The 16,724-nt window shown below is 47.9% G+C and carries 14 protein-coding genes; 10 read left to right on the forward strand and 4 right to left on the reverse strand.

Annotation, left to right across the window (positions count from 1 at the left end):
* Positions 1-83 precede the first annotated feature (83 nt).
* Both AM1_RS08310 and yidD read left to right on the forward strand, forming a co-directional pair.
* A complete protein-coding gene (locus AM1_RS08310; protein ID WP_012162382.1) occupies positions 84-563 on the forward strand; it encodes a hypothetical protein in 480 nt (159 codons plus the stop codon).
* Between the two features lie 106 nt (positions 564-669).
* Positions 670-1,155, forward strand: a complete 486-nt coding sequence (gene yidD / locus AM1_RS08315; protein WP_012162383.1) for a membrane protein insertion efficiency factor YidD — start codon at positions 670-672, stop codon at positions 1,153-1,155.
* 186 nt (positions 1,156-1,341) lie between these two features.
* Here yidD and AM1_RS08320 read toward each other — a convergent pair whose 3' ends face one another.
* Together AM1_RS08320 and AM1_RS08325 are read right to left on the reverse strand one after the other, a co-directional pair.
* Entirely contained in the window at positions 1,342-1,893 is a 552-nt protein-coding gene (locus tag AM1_RS08320) for a DUF2854 domain-containing protein (protein WP_012162385.1), read from the reverse strand.
* Positions 1,894-1,944: 51 nt separating this feature from the next.
* Positions 1,945-2,436, reverse strand: coding sequence for a YajQ family cyclic di-GMP-binding protein (locus tag AM1_RS08325; protein ID WP_012162386.1), 492 nt, complete (start codon positions 2,434-2,436; stop codon positions 1,945-1,947).
* A gap of 292 nt (positions 2,437-2,728) precedes the next feature.
* Here AM1_RS08325 and AM1_RS08330 point away from each other — a divergent pair, with 292 nt between their 5' ends.
* The 7 genes from AM1_RS08330 to AM1_RS08360 all read left to right on the forward strand — a co-directional run bounded on the left by AM1_RS08330 (position 2,729) and on the right by AM1_RS08360 (position 14,951).
* The gene (locus AM1_RS08330) at positions 2,729-4,102 is read left to right on the forward strand and encodes an NAD-dependent succinate-semialdehyde dehydrogenase (protein ID WP_012162387.1); all 1,374 of its coding nucleotides are present in this window, start codon (positions 2,729-2,731) and stop codon (positions 4,100-4,102) included.
* A 10-nt stretch (positions 4,103-4,112) separates the two neighbouring features.
* Entirely contained in the window at positions 4,113-5,750 is a 1,638-nt protein-coding gene (locus tag AM1_RS08335; protein ID WP_012162388.1) for an acetolactate synthase large subunit, read from the forward strand.
* Positions 5,751-5,910: 160 nt separating this feature from the next.
* The gene (locus AM1_RS08340) at positions 5,911-6,900 is read left to right on the forward strand and encodes a hypothetical protein (RefSeq protein WP_012162389.1); all 990 of its coding nucleotides are present in this window, start codon (positions 5,911-5,913) and stop codon (positions 6,898-6,900) included.
* Between the two features lie 179 nt (positions 6,901-7,079).
* Positions 7,080-8,243: a GuaB3 family IMP dehydrogenase-related protein gene (locus AM1_RS08345; RefSeq protein WP_012162390.1), complete on the forward strand. Its 1,164-nt coding sequence runs from the start codon at positions 7,080-7,082 to the stop codon at positions 8,241-8,243.
* Between the two features lie 275 nt (positions 8,244-8,518).
* Entirely contained in the window at positions 8,519-8,842 is a 324-nt protein-coding gene (gene trxA / locus AM1_RS08350; RefSeq protein WP_010472447.1) for a thioredoxin, read from the forward strand.
* 157 nt (positions 8,843-8,999) lie between these two features.
* Positions 9,000-10,097 carry an LOG family protein gene (locus AM1_RS08355; RefSeq protein WP_012162391.1) on the forward strand — a complete coding sequence of 366 codons (1,098 nt, stop codon included), beginning with the start codon at positions 9,000-9,002 and terminating at the stop codon, positions 10,095-10,097.
* A gap of 309 nt (positions 10,098-10,406) precedes the next feature.
* A complete protein-coding gene (locus AM1_RS08360; RefSeq protein ID WP_012162392.1) occupies positions 10,407-14,951 on the forward strand; it encodes a GAF domain-containing protein in 4,545 nt (1,514 codons plus the stop codon).
* Between the two features lie 51 nt (positions 14,952-15,002).
* Here the strand turns inward: AM1_RS08360 and AM1_RS08365 are convergent, their stop codons facing one another.
* Positions 15,003-15,626, reverse strand: coding sequence for a TetR/AcrR family transcriptional regulator (locus AM1_RS08365; RefSeq protein ID WP_238549195.1), 624 nt, complete (start codon positions 15,624-15,626; stop codon positions 15,003-15,005).
* A 116-nt stretch (positions 15,627-15,742) separates the two neighbouring features.
* Here AM1_RS08365 and AM1_RS08370 point away from each other — a divergent pair, with 116 nt between their 5' ends.
* The gene (locus AM1_RS08370; RefSeq protein ID WP_012162394.1) at positions 15,743-16,132 is read left to right on the forward strand and encodes a DUF4345 domain-containing protein; all 390 of its coding nucleotides are present in this window, start codon (positions 15,743-15,745) and stop codon (positions 16,130-16,132) included.
* A gap of 8 nt (positions 16,133-16,140) precedes the next feature.
* Here AM1_RS08370 and AM1_RS08375 read toward each other — a convergent pair whose 3' ends face one another.
* Positions 16,141-16,707 (reverse strand): SRPBCC family protein, encoded by a 567-nt coding sequence (locus AM1_RS08375; protein WP_012162395.1) that lies wholly within the window; start codon positions 16,705-16,707, stop codon positions 16,141-16,143.
* Positions 16,708-16,724: the final 17 nt, after the last annotated feature.

A 16,724-nucleotide genomic window follows, 5' to 3' on the forward strand; every position in this document is an offset into this window, starting at 1 on the left:
AAGTCTTATCTTCAAATGCCAAGACGAGGGTAGTGGGAATAAACAAAGAGAGGCTATTACTGTGGCTCTCAAGATTGATCTTGATGATGCCGTTCCTAGTCATCGGTGGACCGATACTCTTGTGGGTATGGCTTGCAACGTCCCATACCCTTGAGAACAATAAGATTCTCCATAAATATGAAACGGCTTTTCAGGGGCTCTTACATCCTAGAAGCACCTCAAAAATTGATGCCTTTGGAGAGGTTAGGCGCCCGCCTGGCAATGGTGATAATTGTTTCTATTTTGTCGGTCAACTCAGAGAATATTCAGGCAGTCCCATACCCATTCAAAATTTCTATTCCACGGATGTTATGGCTGAGAAATTTTCGCAGGGTGGGTTTCATGTCGAGTTCGCAGTAAATGGCAAGTTCAGCGACAGAGTGCCCTATGGATTAAATAATCTGGCTCAATGGCCCATCAACCAGCCGACATCCCATCATCGCCATGTTTATATTGTGTACTGGCTGATTTCTGACTATCTAACGCCCTATTCTACCTACCCATTAGATCTGCGCTGTCATTAATATGGCTGTCGACCAAGACTTCATCCCCGCCCATAGGCACAATCCTAGATATTAATTTCTAGTGGGAACCCTAATCCATATACTCGTTTCTGAAGGCGTTTGACTTGTGAATAGAGGACTTATCTCCCGTTCTGCTGCTGTTATAGTTCCAGTTGCTCAGGTGGCAGAACGCCTTCGCCTCAGTCATTTATTGCGATGGCTAGTGTTGATGGGCGTCCGCGACTACCAACGCTACCTATCTCCCTACAAAGGATTTTCCTGTGCCCACAGGCGCTTCTATGGAGGCGTATCTTGCTCAGAATACTTTCGACGTGCTGTTCAAGATAATGGTTTAGCGGGTGCGATGCCTCGCTTTCAACAGCGGCTGCGAGCCTGCAAAGGGGCCAGTCGCATCTTAAATGCAAGTTCGCCTAATTCTAAGAAACATCGAAAGCAGCAGCAAGAGTCCTGTGGAGATTGTGGTGCCGGATGGTGTGATAGTGCTTGTATTCCCCTAGATATTTGCGACGTATTTGAATTCTGCGACCTAGATTGTGATGTATTAGGCGGTTTAGACGGCTGTGGAGATTGTGGTGGATGTGATTGTGGATAAGGGCATCCAAGATACTTATTGTCTCCAATCAGGCTGGAATCCTGAGCCCAAAATCACCAATGGAGATTACATACAAGGATGCAATCTCCATCTCATCAATCTGAAATAGATTGGCTTTTTATGATCCGTGAGTTATCGTCGCAGCCACTGGGGCAGTATTCTCACCTACCCTGTGATGGGAAGGGCTTAAGCAGCCTTAACAATCAACGAAATATCCACACGATCTTTACTCGGCTCTTCGACTAACGCATAAATTCCAGGACCAAAGAAGCTGGCAAATCGGTCTTCTTTCTTCTTCCAGTTTTCAAATGGGACGTAGGGCGTTTCAAATTCAAGGACTAGTGTATAGGCACCCTCAGTATTCGCTTCGCGTATGCCCACCAACACAGGACATTCATCGACAAAACTGGGTTTGAGGCCCAGCCGATCTAGAGCGATATCCAAATGCACCGTTTGTCCATAGCGATAGCGGGTCACATCCTGAACCACTTGCTTGAGGGTTGGCGTGGCTTGAGCGTCTCGCAAAGCCAACATTTCATCAGAGGGCTCTTCTTTTAAAAAAACAGGCTCAAGTTCAGCCGCTTTTAAGGCCAAAGCGCCCACTAACACAGGTACACCCACAAAGAATGTGATTACATTCAAGGTGGTTTCGTTATTGATGTACCCAGCCATCCCCACGACTGAGAGAATGGTTCCAATAATTAAGCCAATGGTTGCGACTGAAGTCCGGCGCAGCATAATACCTCCATAATCGGGTCAAGAAAAAAGTAGAATCGCCCACTCTTAAGATTAACGGTAATTTGTAAACTGCAGGGCAACAGGCCAATCTTCTTGCTTCAGATCTTGCATGACTTGCTGTAGGTCATCCTTGGATTTGGAGGAGACTCGGACGACTTCTCCTTGGATACTGGCTTGAACTTTTTTATAGTCCGTACGGATCAGCTTAGAAATCTTTTTCGCCAATTCAGTATCAATGCCTTTTTGCAGCTTAATGGCCTGTCGGACCCGATTACCACTGGCCGATTCAATGATGCCATAATCAAAAATTTTCAGGGAGAGCTTGCGTTTAACCGCCTTGGTTTGCAGCACATTATGCACCGCATCCAAGGTAAATTCGCTATCCGTACTGATGGTGATTTCCGTTGGATCTAGCTTGATCTCTGTTTTAGTATCTTTCAGATCGTAGCGAGCCTTAATTTCTCGATTGGCTTGATCAATCGCATTGACCAATTCCTGCCATTCAAAATCACTAACAATATCAAAAGAACAAGTTGAAGCCATAATTTTCTCAACAGATTTGGAAAGTCCTACTTAGTCTTAATTGAGGCCCGAAGGCCGCTCTTTCCGCTACTCTCCCGAATAACGTCCTGACTCAGGGTTGAGTCGAAGTCATTTCTAATGAATTCATAGCCAAAAGTATCCGGTCTTGCAGAAGATTTTACCAAAAGCGATCAGTCTACTTTCAATCCATCCCCTTTTGCAGATTCCATCCACAAGTCGAACATTTTTTTGCGATGATTGACACTATAGAGCTTGCCTTTACAGGTTAGAGACTGAATTCAGAGGTTGAAACATGGGCATCGCAACCGTCAATCCGACAACCTTAGAAACACTTCAATCGTTTTCAGCTCTTACACCTGAAACCATTCAATTAAAGTTAGCGCAATCTGAAGCGGCCTTTCAGTCTTATCGTCAGACGAGCTTTACGGATCGGAGTCAGTGGTTATTGAAAGCGGCTGATATGTTGGAAAACCCTGACAAAAGTCAGGAATATGCTGCCCTGATGACTTTAGAAATGGGTAAGCCAATTCAAGAAGCCCTAGGCGAGGTGAAGAAATGTGCTTGGGTCTGTCGTTACTATGCGGAACAGGCCCCCCTATTTCTAGCGAGTCAGACCATTGAAACGGATGCCCAACGCTCCTGGGTCTGTTATCAACCTCTGGGAATTGTATTGGCGGTCATGCCGTGGAATTTTCCCTTCTGGCAGGTCTTCCGATTTGCGGCTCCAGCCCTGATGGCTGGAAACGTAGGTATTCTTAAGCATGCCTCCAATGTCCCTCAATGTGCATTGGCGATTGAACAAATCCTCCTAGAAGCAGGGTTCCCTGAGCATGTGTTCCAAACCTTACTTATCTCTGCTCAGCAGGTAGAAATGGTCGTTAAAGATGATCGGGTTAAAGCAGCAACCCTGACGGGGAGCGAGCCAGCCGGAGCCAGCTTAGCGGCGATCGCCGGTCGTCAGATCAAAAAAACAGTCCTAGAGCTAGGTGGCAGCGACCCATTCATTATCTTAGAGAGTGCTGATTTAGAGGCAGCGGTGGCAACAGCTGTGAAAGCGCGAATGTTGAATACGGGGCAGTCCTGTATTGCTGCAAAACGATTTATTGTGGCGGATGCGATCGCAGATCCGTTTCTAGAAAAATTTACCGCAGCGCTGAGCAAGCTAGCCCTAGGCGATCCCATGAGCCCACAAACCGAGGTCGGCCCCTTGGCGACCACCAGTATTCTTGAAGAACTGGAACAGCAAGTCCAAACCGCCATTGCTCATGGTGCTCAAGTCCTGCTGGGTGGTCAACGTTGGTCAGACTTACCTGGGAATTTTTACCAGCCCACGGTTCTAACAAACATTACCAAAGACAACCCAATTTACGCCCAGGAATGCTTTGGTCCAGTCGCGTTAGTCTTTCGAGTGGCTGATATGAAAGCTGCCATTGCGTTAGCCAACGATAGCCCCTTTGGATTAGGAGCCAGTGCCTGGACCACCGATCCCCAAGAACAGGATCATCTGATCCAACATTTGGACGCAGGCGCTGTCTTTATTAACGGCATGGTCAAATCTGATCCCCGCCTCCCTTTTGGTGGCATCAAACGCTCTGGCTATGGCCGAGAATTAGGCATCCAAGGCATTCATGAATTCGTTAACATCAAAACCGTATGGGTGAAGTGAGCCATTTTTAATGAATACAGCAGAATTGTTGGTCAAATGTTTGGAAAACGAGGGTGTTGAGTATATTTTTGGGTTGCCAGGAGAAGAAAACCTCCAAGTCTTAGAAGCCCTGCGAGACTCCTCGATCCAGTTCATCACCACCCGCCATGAACAGGGGGCTGCGTTTATGGCCGATGTATACGGTCGATTAACCGGCCGAGCAGGAGTTTGCCTTTCAACCCTAGGCCCAGGGGCCACCAACTTGATGACGGGGGTTGCCGATGCCAACTTAGATGGAGCCCCCTTAGTGGCGATTACCGGGCAAGTCGGCACCGATCGCATGCATATCGAGTCTCACCAGTATTTAGATTTGGTGGCCATGTTTAATCCCGTCACTAAATGGAACTCACAAATTGTTCGCCCCAGCAACACCCCAGAAATTGTGCGACGAGCCTTCAAACGGGCCCAAACAGAAAAACCGGGAGCGGTGCATATCGATTTACCGGAAAATATTGCTGCTATGCCCGCCGAAGGCATGCCCCTACAGCAGGATAGCCTGAAGCGGAGTTTTGCCTCTCCTCGTAACCTTGAGCAGGCAGCTGAAATCATTTCTCAGGCCACTAATCCTTTAATCTTGGTGGGCAATGGAGCCATTCGAGCCAATGCCAGCGAGGCCCTCACCCAATTTGCCACCGAATTGAATATTCCTGTAGCCAATACGTTTATGGGTAAAGGGGTGATTCGCTATACCCATCCCCTAGCTCTGTGGACCGTGGGATTACAACAGCGAGACTATATCAGCTGTGGCTTTGATCGAACCGATCTCGTCATTGCCGTGGGTTATGACTTAATCGAGTTTTCGCCTAAAAAGTGGAATCCGGATGGCACCATCCCCATTGTGCATGTGGGAGCAGAGCCAGCTGAGATTGACAGTAGCTATATCCCTAAAACTGAAGTGGTCGGGGATATCTCTGATTCTCTGATCGAAATTCTCCGACGGGCAGACCGCCAGGGCAAGCCCGATCCCTACGGGGTTGAGCTTAGACCTCAAATCCGCGCAGACTATGAGGAATATGCCAAGGACGAGCACTTTCCCTTACGTCCGCAAAAGCTGATTTATGATCTCCGCGAAGTTCTCGCATCCGAAGATATTGTGATCTCTGATGTGGGGGCTCACAAAATGTGGATGGCTCGCCATTATCATTGTGATCGCCCGAACACCTGCCTAATTTCCAATGGATTTGCAGCGATGGGAATTGCCATTCCTGGCGCTTTAGCTGCCAAATTAGTCTATCCCGATCGCCATGTGGTGGCTGTAACTGGCGACGGTGGTTTCATGATCAATATGCAGGAACTGGAAACAGCATTGCGTCTGGGTGTGGCTTTTACCACCATTATTTTTAACGATGGCGGCTATGGTTTGATTGAGTGGAAACAACAACAATATTACGGAGAAGCTTCTTTTATTAAGTTTGGCAACCCTGATTTTGTGCGGCTCGCAGAAAGTATGGGACTCAAAGGTTATAGAGTAGAATCGAGTGCTGATTTTATGCCTTGTCTAAAGACTGCATTGGCACAAGATGTGCCAACAATTGTGGACTGTCCAATTGATTACAAAGAGAATTTAATGTTTAGCCAAAAATCAGGTGAGATTGCTTGTATTAACTAAACTTTTTATCCAGGGTAGAGAAACATTTGTTTGAGTTTTGTAGGAAACGATCATTTTTTAATTCATCAGGGATTAGGATTTGATCGACAGCCCGGTTAGGATGGTAAAAAAATACAATCAGGTTTCACCCACCTGCTGCTCGATTATCATTCCGAAGTCTATGAGTTCCTCTAGCGAACAGCCACCTAAGTCAACTCGTCACACCAAAAAAAAATCTGTTGATATGGACCCTCAAACGGTTTCAGATGAACAGTCCAATTCCCCCAAGGGTGAGACTCAACAGACTCATGTGGACAATATGCAATTAAAAGGTCCACCTCGGCGCCCTGTGGCTAAAACACCCCCGCCTCCAGCGCCTGAGATAGTTGCCGTAGAAAAAAAAGAACCTGCTGCGGATGTAACTATTGACGTACCTGAATCCGCAGGACAACAACCCATTCCACCGCCCAGTGAACCGATGCAATATCGGGCGATTGGATTAATCAAAGGGAAGTACCGACCTTCGGAAGAGCAATTTAATCGAGGAGACCTAATTACAGAAGACGAAACCCACTTGGATGCGGTTTTGTTGGGTCAGGTCATGAGTCTAGTCAAAAAGTATCTAGATTTAGAGCAAACCTATTTATGGGTCGTTTATCCTCGAACCCGCGAGAAAGAAGAAACGCTGCATATGCAGATTGTCGGCGTTTGGTCAACAGAAGGGTTTGGTCCTATGGCTGCGACCGAAGCGTCAGACACGCCTGAAGAACCTAGCCAGCTTGCGGCCCCCCTTCAAGATGGTTATTTTTCCATTCGGGGTGAGATTGTTTTTCAATCCACAGAGAGAAATTATTTATTGGTAAAAATCCAGCAATCTCCTCGAAAAAGTTCAGATCGCCCCAAAGCCTTTAAGCTCAAGCTCACTGGCAATCTAAAGGATAAAACTTTAGGCTATTTCTGGGATTTACATGTGCAGCGTCAAGGGGGAGAACTAGCGATTGTCAATGGGCAAAAAGTGGCCCTTGTCCCTCCCAAACGCAAATCAAAGCAGGAAAGAAGCGAGTCTCGCAAACCCAGGAAGTTCAGCTCTCCTCGTCCTCAAAACACTTCAAACAAACCTCGCCCAGTGAGCAAGCCCATTATTAAGCGACGATCCTCTCCAGAATCGTAATGATTGAGTTAGTTCTAAGGGAGGTGGAGTCGTCAACCCCTTCAACGCTCTGGAAGCTGTAGTGAGTAGGAGCTAGCTGGCGATATGCCACACCTGCTAATATTCAAGTCTTTGTAAGACTTTGACAGGGCAATTTGGCTTTGTTAGTCTAGCTAAATCGTTCTGGAATGGTTACTGGTGTGGATATTCAAATTGGCCGTGGCAAAACGGCGCGTAGAGCATATGGAATTGACGAAATTGCCCTTTCACCAGGACAACGAACCCTAGATCCACAATTGGCAGATACCCAATGGCAAATTGGTGGTATTCAGCGGGAGATTCCCATTCTAGCGAGTGCAATGGATGGGGTTGTGGATGTCAAAATGGCCGTTCGTCTATCAGAATTAGGCGCCCTAGGGGTATTGAATTTGGAAGGGATTCAAACCCGATACAGCGATCCAGAGCCCATTCTGGACAAAATCGCCGGGGTTGATGTGAATGGCTTTGTGCCACTCATGCAAGAACTCTACGCAGAACCCATCAAACCGGAACTGATTCGCGAGCGCATCACCCAGATCAAGTCTCAAGGAGGCATTGCAGCGGTGAGTGCAACACCGATCGGGGCTAGTAAATTTGGGCAAGCTGTGGTTGACGCAGGTGCGGATTTATTTTTTATCCAGGCAACAGTCGTTTCCACGGATCACGTGTCTCCAGAAAGTGTTACCCCTCTTGATCTAGCTAAGTTTTGCCAAGACCTCCCGATCCCTGTGGTGATGGGAAATTGTGTAACCTATGAAGTTACAAAAAGCTTAATGCAGGCCGGTGCTGCAGCAGTCTTGGTGGGTATTGGTCCCGGTGCAGCTTGCACAACCCGAGGCGTTTTGGGAGTTGGGGTTCCGCAAGCAACTGCGATCTCAGACTGTGCTGCCGCTCGTGATGACCATTTTCGCGAGACTAACCAATATATTCCGATCATTGCGGATGGGGGCCTGATTACTGGCGGTGATGTGTGCAAATGTATCGCCTGTGGTGCCGACGCAATTATGATGGGCTCGCCCATTGCTAGAGCAGCGGAAGCACCAGGACGAGGATTTCACTGGGGAATGGCAACGCCTAGTCCTGTGTTGCCCCGAGGGACACGAATTCGGGTCGGGACAACCGGTACCCTAGAGCAAATTCTGCGAGGACCAGCTCAGTTAGATGATGGCACCCACAACTTTCTTGGATCCTTGCAAACGAGCATGGGGACTTTAGGGGCCAAAGATATTAAACAGATGCAGCAAGTAGAGGTAGTGGTTGCTCCATCTCTGCTGACAGAAGGGAAAGTCTACCAAGCAGCCCAAAAACTAGGCATGGGTAAATAACAAAAATTTGCCAAACTTTACACGTATAGATGCCGATCTTTGCCAAAAAAGGTATGGCAAACGTGAATTGGTTGCCTAGAATGGGTATAGCGGAGACGCATGTTTCCGTTCACTCCTCACACCACACTCCGCCTGAGCATTTGTTCGGGCGGCTTCCTCATTTTAGGCGCTGATATAGGCATTTTGATTGTTAATTTTCTGTTTATGTCTAGGTGGGGTTGAACCTGCTATGGTACAAATCGTAGATAAGCTACAGTCGATAAAGGTTTCTAAGCATGTCATCAGCTGCCCCAGTCACAGATGCCACATTCAAAGAAGAAGTCATTGAAAGTGATGTTCCTGTTCTTGTTGATTTTTGGGCACCTTGGTGCGGACCTTGTCGGATGGTTGCTCCCGTCGTTGATGAAATCTCTGAGCAATATAAAGGCCAAGTCAAGGTTGTAAAAATCAACACGGATGAAAATCCCAATGTTGCCAGTCAGTACGGAATTCGTAGTATTCCGACTTTAATGGTCTTTAAGGGCGGGCAGCGTGTCGATATGGTTGTAGGAGCTGTTCCTAAAACCACTTTGGCCAGTACTTTAGATAAGTATCTCTAATTTTTCAGGTTTTTCGGGTTCTAGCATGGAATCCGTTCGCTGCAACCCATCTTTGCAGTTCATTTAAGTTATAGAAGCGGTCCTTCGCCAATAAACTAAGGACCGCTTTTTTGTCGTTAAATTGTTATCGTTGAGCTGACCCAGCCTAGAGTGACGCATGCTTATGACTCAGTCTCCTGATCCATCGGTTGCTTTACATCAGCGTCTCGATCATTTTTTAGACGTTTTACCCCAACTCAAGCATGGTCCTCTGATGGTGCAGGCCCTGGAAACTGTGCTGAATATGGCAGAAGAAGATCTTGATCGCTTAGATTGGAAAATTCTGACGGCGGCCTTACAAGATCTAGAGCAAGGGTTTCAGGTTTTTCACCGCTATCGACACATTCGTAAGATCTCCATTTTTGGGTCTTCTCGCCTACCACCGGATAGTCCGGCCTACCAAATGGCAGTAGATTTTGCCCGCTGCGTTACTCAGCAAGGCTTTATGGTAATGACGGGAGCGGGGGGCGGCATTATGGAAGCAGGTAATCAAGGGGCGGGGGCAGAAAAGTCTTTTGGCCTCAATATTCAGCTCCCCTTTGAGCAAGATTCAAATCCTTTCATCGCTGGGGATGAGAAGCTGATCGATTTCAAGTATTTCTTTACGCGTAAATTATTTTTTCTTCGGGAAACCGATGCGATCGCACTTTTCCCCGGTGGATTTGGCACCCAAGATGAAGCCTTTGAATGTCTGACCCTGAGCCAAACGGGAAAGTCTCCCCCCGTACCAGTGGTCTTAATCGATCCACCAGGAACTTACTATTGGCAAGACTGGAATGCTTATATACACAAACATCTGATCGCTGGAGGGCTCATCAGTGAAGATGACCATCGCTTATATACGATTACGGATAACCTAGAGACTGCTTGTGCTGCGATTTCGGGATTCTACCAGGTTTACCATTCCAGCCGTTATGTCGGCGATCGCTTAGTGATGCGTCTCAATCAAGAACTCTCCGACTCAGATGTAAAGTGGCTAAATCAAGAGTTTACGGATATCCTGCTTCGTGACCAAATTCGCAAAAGTGGGGCGTTGCCAGAAGAATTGGATCATCAAGAACCTCAACCTCAACAAGTTGAGGATGAGACAGAACATTTACCCCGACTGGTGTTCTATTTCAATCAGCGGGACCATGGGCGGTTGAGCCAGATGATAGCAACCATTAACCAGATGGGTGACACCAACCAAACCCTTTACCATCCTGAACGAAAATAGCACTGCACAGAATAGCTGAACAGATCACGATTGGGCATCAATATTTTGATCTATGTCTGTGATAAATCGCCTTATGAATGGGCACGTTAGGGCTTGAGATAGTTAACACCTGTCTACCCGGTAATTTTTTGTGAATTGACCACATAACCAGAAACAACAGCAGCACTCAAGCCCCTGACACTTGGCTGAAATAGGGGTGTTCATCCAGTTCTCCCCTGTTCTTGTTCTGTAGGTTACAGTGAAACTATCACAGAAATTGCCTAAATCGAGTCAATAGCGGTTCCAAAGGCTGTATTCGGGATTTAGACGATGGATGTATCCTCCTCAAAATTAAATGCTGACTGTTCCTACCCGGACGTACCATCTAAATTGACTCAGCAATCTCTTCTCAATCGCATTACGACTCGCATCCGTCAGTCGTTGGAACTGAATGAGATCTTGTCAGCAACAGTGGCTGAAGTCAGAGCATTCTTAGGAACCGATCGCGTCAAAGTCTATAAATTTTTCCCGGATGGCCATGGTCTGGTGATTGCCGAATCCATTCGCGAAGACCATTTACCCTCGTTATTAGGACTGAATTTTCCGGCAGATGATATTCCCCTGCCGGCGCGTGAGCTTTACTTAAAGGCCCGACAACGCTCTGTGGTGGATCTCTCCACCCAACAAATCGGTTTTAGCCCACTCAATTGCACAGAAACAGGCTCAGAATTAGAGAGTCGAGATATTCGTTTTCGGCCCATCGATCCCTGCCATGTCGAATATTTGAAAGCAATGGGCGTACAATCCTCGGTGGTCGTCCCCATCGTGATTGAGCAGTCCAGCTTAGAGCAGATCCAGAGTGAGTCAGAGGTCGTCTCAGGATTAAACCAAGGACAACGTCTTTGGGGACTCCTGGTTTCCCACCATGCGCAACCCCGTCAAGTTGAGGAATCAGAACTGGAGCTGATTCAGGCCGTAGTGGATCAGATGGCCGTAGCTATTGGCCAAGCGACTCTTCTGGATCGGGTGCGAGAGCAGGCTGTCCTAGAAGCAGGGGTGAATCATGTGACGGCCTTGTTATATACCAAACCCACCGTTCAGCTAGAGGTTGCCTTGGCAGAGATGGTGGCGGTGATGCAGGGCACTGGCGGACGACTATATCTCAGTCATACAACCTCTGAGCAATCCGCAGAACTTTATTGTTGTGGCGATCAACCCAGCACATTAGATCATGACAGGTTAATTGAAGAGAATGCCCTATGGCAAAATTACCTGAATTCAACACAGTCTGTCGACACCCCTGACACGGAAAGTCGCCCTTGGTCAGTGGACTGGATGCGCAAAAACTATGCCCTCTCGCCCCAGGCTCGTTCTTCAGCCCGCAGCAAGACGGTATGGGCGATTGCGGATATTTACCGAGAGCCATTATTTCGAGTTTTAAGTCCCGCCTTTCAATCCACGCCCATTCGGGGTGTGATGATTCTACCCCTGTATTTCGATAAGGAATTACTGGGGTGCATTACTATTTTCCGCAATGAGGTGGAAGAAGAACTCTGTTGGGCAGGGTTCCATCACCCCGATAGCCGTCAATTGGCTCCTCGTCAGTCTTTTGAAGCTTGGAGACAAATCAAAGCAGGGCAATCTCAGCCCTGGACTGACGCCGAAGTTCGATTAGCTGAAGCCCTGGGAGAACGGTTTTCCGCCGCAATTAACCAATACCAGCTTTACCAACAGGTCCAGACCCTCAATACCCACTTAGAAGAGCAAATTAAAGAGCGGACCGCCGAACTTCATCGGTCGACGGCGATTGCCAATCAACAGCGCGCTTTAACCAATATCTTATCTAAGCTACAAAAGGCGCTGGATCTCGATACAATTTTCCAAACGACTACTCAAGAAGCCCAGCGCTTGTTAGATGTTGATCATGTGGCCGTTTATCAGTTTGACGAAAACTGGGGCGGTTCATTTATTAATAATTTTCGGGCCGTTAAACCTGAATGGGAAGAAGTCGTCTATTCCACCCGTGACGTCTGGAATGACTCTCATCTACAAGAGACGAAGGGAGGACGATATCGCCACAACCATGTATCGGTGGTCAATGACGTCTCCAAAGCTGGACTTTCCCCCTGTCATTTGGAAACCTATCACTACTACCAGATTAAGGCCTTTTTAATTGCCCCTGTTTTTGTCGGTAGCCGCTTGTGGGGGCTGATTGGGGCCTATCAGCACTCCAATCCTTATGAGTGGAAACCATTGGAGGTTGATTTTATTACCCAGCTGGCCACGCACTTGGGGGTTGCTGTCCAACAAGCGGGCGCCACGGAAAAGGTCCAGAATCAGGCGCAACAGCTCGCCGTTATTGCGGAACAGCAGCATACTCTAACGAATGTGATCTCCAAGATTCGAGAGTCCTTGGATTTGGAAACTATTTTCAAGACCACGACCCGTGAGGTCCGTAGGCTCCTGCAAGTAGATCGGGTGGTGGTTTTTCAGTTTTTACCGGATGTCCAATATAGCCAAGGAGAGGTGATTGCCGAAGATGTTCATCCCGATTACCGATCTATCTTGGGGTATGACGTCAAAGGCGACTGTTTCCAAGATCGCTATACGGCTAGTCCTGGCACTCACCAAGTTTTTGCAATTGATGATCTCAACACCTGTAATTTAGATCCTTGTTATGTGGAGATGATGCAAGGATTGCAAGTTCAGGCCCATTTAGTCGTCCCTCTTTTTCGGAGCAATATCCTGTGGGGGCTATTGGCGATTCATCAATGCTCAGCTCCCCGGCCATGGCAAGTCAAAGAGCGGGAATTTGCGATTCAAATTAGTACCCAACTAGGCGTCGCGCTCCAGCAAGCCGAGTTCCTTAACCAAGCCCAACAATCTAAGGAGGCGGCTGACGCGGCTAGCCAAGCCAAAAGTGACTTTTTAGCGCATATGAGTCACGAATTGCGAACCCCCCTAAATGCAATCTTGGGATATGTGGAGATCATGCAGCGAGATCCCCAATTAGGGGAGACTCAAACTGAACATCTTGGCATTATTGGCCGGAGTGGAGAGCATTTGTTGTCTTTGATCAACGATGTCTTAGAAATGTCCCGGATTGAAGCGGGACAGTTGGCGCTTACCCAAGTCAGCTTTGATCTATATCGGTTATTAGATTCTCTCCAAGATATGCTGGAGGCCAAAGCTAAACTACAAGGATTACAGCTCTATTTTGAGCGTTCGGCAACCGTCCCCCAATTTGTGTTTGCCGATGAAGGGAAACTCCGCCAGGTCCTGATCAATTTACTTGGGAATGGTCTTAACTATACGGAGAAAGGCCAGGTCTTGCTTCAGGTGGATACCCCAGAACAGAGCGGTCAACCCGGTAGGGCCTGTCAACTGACCTTTGCGGTCATGGATACAGGTCCTGGCATTAAAGCCTCTGACGTTGACCAGCTTTTTGAGGCCTTTACTCAGACGGATTCAGGCTATCGTGCTCAAGAAGGGACGGGACTCGGCTTGCCGATTAGCCGCCGCTTTGTGCAACTGATGGGGGGCGATATCGAGGTGGATAGTACCGTCGGGCAGGGCTCCACCTTCCGGTTCACGATTCCCGTCACTCTCGCCGATGCGGCAGAAGTTCATACCGTGAAGCCCACACGGCAGGTGGTGTCCTTAGCTCCAGGGCAACCCACCTATCGACTGCTGCTGGTGGAAGATAAATGGGCCAACCGACAGCTGATGCAGCAATGGTTAGCTCCTTTTGGATTTGATATTCGAGAAGCGGTGAACGGAGAAGAGGCCCTGGCGGTTTGGCAGGAATGGGCTCCCCATTTGATCTGGATGGATATGCGCATGCCAGTGATGGATGGTTACAAAGCCACTCGAGAAATTAAAGCCCAATGTGGAGACAATCCACCCGTGATTATTGCCCTAACGGCGAATGCGTTTGAAGAAGATCGACTCTATGCCCTCTCGGTCGGGTGTGACGATTTTGTCCGTAAGCCTTGCCAAGAAAGTACCATCCTAGACAAGTTAGCAGAACATCTTGGGGTCCAATATATTTACTCGGAGCCTGAGCCATCTGAGTCAAACTCGTTGGAGGAGGTGGCGTCTATCCAGCCTGAAGATCTCAGAATATTAGTGGCGGATGACAATACGCTCAATCAGCAATTAATGGTACAGCGGCTGGTGCATCTGGGTTATTCGGCTGATGTCGTCAGTGATGGTCAGCAAGTGGTGGCAGCTTGCCAAACCCAGATGTATGACCTCATTCTCTTGGATGTACAAATGCCCAAGATGAATGGCTTAGAGGTGGTTCAAACCCTGCGGCAACAAGAGATGTGTCCTTATGTTATTGGGGTGTCGGGACGGACCTTACCTGAAGAGAAACAAGAATGTTTAGATGCAGGGATGCAGGACTATCTGTGCAAGCCCGTATCTCTTGAAGACCTCAAAGTCGCCCTTAGCCAATATCATCCCCCTTCAGACCTTGCCTTACCCCAGGCGATGAAACCCGCTCTGATAGAGGAATCCGCTATCCAGGCGCTGATAGAAATTGGTGGAGATGATGGTGGTAGCTTTCTCGTTTCTGTGATTGATAACTTCCTCCGGGATGCAGAACCGATGTTGGCGGGATTGAAGGATGCGATCTCAACAACAAACTACGTCCAAATCAATGAAATTGCCCATTCTCTAAAATCCATGAGCGCTTCGATGGGAGCGACTCAACTGGCGCATCAACTGAAAGAATTAGAGCATATGAGCAAGCTCGAAAATCTAGCAATCTCTTCCACCTGGATGAATAAGCTGGAACAAGAGTTTGAAGCGGTCAGATTGGCCCTGACCTTGGAAAAGCAAAACTACCAGACTTCAGCCGTCTCCAGCTAAATCGCTGCGGTTTACCGCTGTCTTTGCATCGTCAAGGGTTGGTATTGATGCCTATGCCTGGGGCGAATCAGGGCTGATGAATAAACCATCATGTAGCAACTGTGCGATCGCATCAAGATGCACCTCTATAGCGCCAGGCGTCTGCGTCACGTAAGGCATTTGCTCGTCCATTAGCAAAACCGCTAGCCCATGGATAGAGGCCCAAATCAGTCGAACCGCCTGCTCTACGTCATCTCCTTTTAAGGTCTGACGTGCTTGAGCAATCTGGACAATTTGATATAGAGGACCTGCCGCTTGCTTGGAAATAGCGTGGAGATCGGGATCAGTCACCCGTTCTTTCAAGCTAAACATCATCCGGGCAAGCTCCGTATACTCTAGCGAGAATTCTAGATAGGCCTTTGCCAATCCTCTGATGCTAGTTAGGGTCTCCTCTTGTTCAGGCTGAGTGGTGGCTTGTAATCGCTGAACCAGCCTTTCAAATCCCCAATGGACCAAGCTAAAACTTAAGGCTTGTTTACCCGCAAAGTGGCGATAAACGGCAGGTTGGCTAACGCCACATTGGCGAGCTAGCTTGCTCAAATTTAAGGCTGATGCGCCCTCGGATTGAATTTGTGCAAGGGCGGCCTCAATCAATGCTTCTCTTAAATGGCCGTGATGATACGGTTCATTGCTCACTAGTTACGGTCGTTGGTTTCTAGCACCAGTGCACTGCGTTATACTTTATAACATTGTTATAGATTATAACATTGAGATTGAGTCCACTCTAATCACTGCACTATTCGGAGGCTTGGATGAAACGCGGATTACAAATCATTTTAGGGATATTAAGCTTAATTCCCTTTATGGTGGCGATACTTGGCCTGACGTCTGGTTTAGGGAGATGGCTACCAGCAGAAGCGATTACGCCAGAGTTTGATAGCCACTATCGCTATATCACCGGTTTTTATATTTCTCTAGGGGTAATCGCTTGGTGGATTATTCCCAATATCGAAAAACATAAGACGGCATTGCGGATTGTGGCGGGTGCAATTTTCGCGGGTGGCGTGGGGCGTGTCATTTCCTTCTGGCAAGTCGGAGCACCGGGTCCACTAACGTTGGTCTTTACAGGTATCGAGTTATGTTTTCCTTTGCTGCTGATCTGGCAGGCTAAACTTCCTCGCCGCCAGTCTAAGACAGGATAACTAAGAACTTAAGCCGCCTTGAGTAACGTTCTGGCCTGGGTTTCTGTTTGAATAGCGGCGAGGGTACGCTTCAAGGTCTCGCGAAACAAGAGATGGAAGCTGCCCTCCAGAAAACCTAGATCTGCATCCGCAGAAACGACCTGTTTGACCAATACCTGGGATGTAGCGAGCGGTAAAACTTGCCAATAGCCCTGTAAATAATTGAGATCGCCTTTCAGCAGGTGAAAGCTCAATTTGCCAGGGGCCATCACCCTATTTTCTGTGCGTACCTTAGATTGCACCTGAGCAAATAAGATCTGGGAAACATTGGTTTGCTCCACCACGGTTCGTTGAGCGGATGCCTCCAATATCTGGGTTGCGACAACATTGGGAAGAAACTGGGCTAAATGCTCAAAATCTGTCAATACTTGCCAAGCGGTTTCAGGCTCACTCTCCATTACAACTTGGGCTACATACTGACCTGCATGACCGGAGACAATGGCTTCTCCACACCGTAATGCTTGCTGTTGTAGATCGGACAGCCCTGTTGTCAAAGCATCTAAGGGCTGGCGTGAAGGAAAAGAGGTCTGCATCATTCAGGGAGTGAAACTAT

This window comes from Acaryochloris marina MBIC11017, from assembly GCF_000018105.1.
Classification (GTDB): Bacteria; Cyanobacteriota; Cyanobacteriia; order Thermosynechococcales; family Thermosynechococcaceae; genus Acaryochloris; species Acaryochloris marina.

Bases quoted from the DNA above. Each gene is read 5' to 3' on its own strand.
- AM1_RS08310 (WP_012162382.1), top strand. From the start codon at position 84: ATGATGCCGTTCCTAGTCATCGGTGGACCGATACTCTTGTGGGTATGG.
- AM1_RS08320 (WP_012162385.1), bottom strand. From the start codon at position 1,893: ATGCTGCGCCGGACTTCAGTCGCAACCATTGGCTTAATTATTGGAACC.
- AM1_RS08325 (WP_012162386.1), bottom strand. From the start codon at position 2,436: ATGGCTTCAACTTGTTCTTTTGATATTGTTAGTGATTTTGAATGGCAG.
- AM1_RS08330 (WP_012162387.1), top strand. From the start codon at position 2,729: ATGGGCATCGCAACCGTCAATCCGACAACCTTAGAAACACTTCAATCG.
- AM1_RS08335 (WP_012162388.1), top strand. From the start codon at position 4,113: ATGAATACAGCAGAATTGTTGGTCAAATGTTTGGAAAACGAGGGTGTT.
- AM1_RS08340 (WP_012162389.1), top strand. From the start codon at position 5,911: ATGAGTTCCTCTAGCGAACAGCCACCTAAGTCAACTCGTCACACCAAA.
- trxA (WP_010472447.1), top strand. From the start codon at position 8,519: ATGTCATCAGCTGCCCCAGTCACAGATGCCACATTCAAAGAAGAAGTC.
- AM1_RS08355 (WP_012162391.1), top strand. From the start codon at position 9,000: ATGCTTATGACTCAGTCTCCTGATCCATCGGTTGCTTTACATCAGCGT.
- AM1_RS08360 (WP_012162392.1), top strand. From the start codon at position 10,407: ATGGATGTATCCTCCTCAAAATTAAATGCTGACTGTTCCTACCCGGAC.
- AM1_RS08370 (WP_012162394.1), top strand. From the start codon at position 15,743: ATGAAACGCGGATTACAAATCATTTTAGGGATATTAAGCTTAATTCCC.
- AM1_RS08375 (WP_012162395.1), bottom strand. From the start codon at position 16,707: ATGATGCAGACCTCTTTTCCTTCACGCCAGCCCTTAGATGCTTTGACA.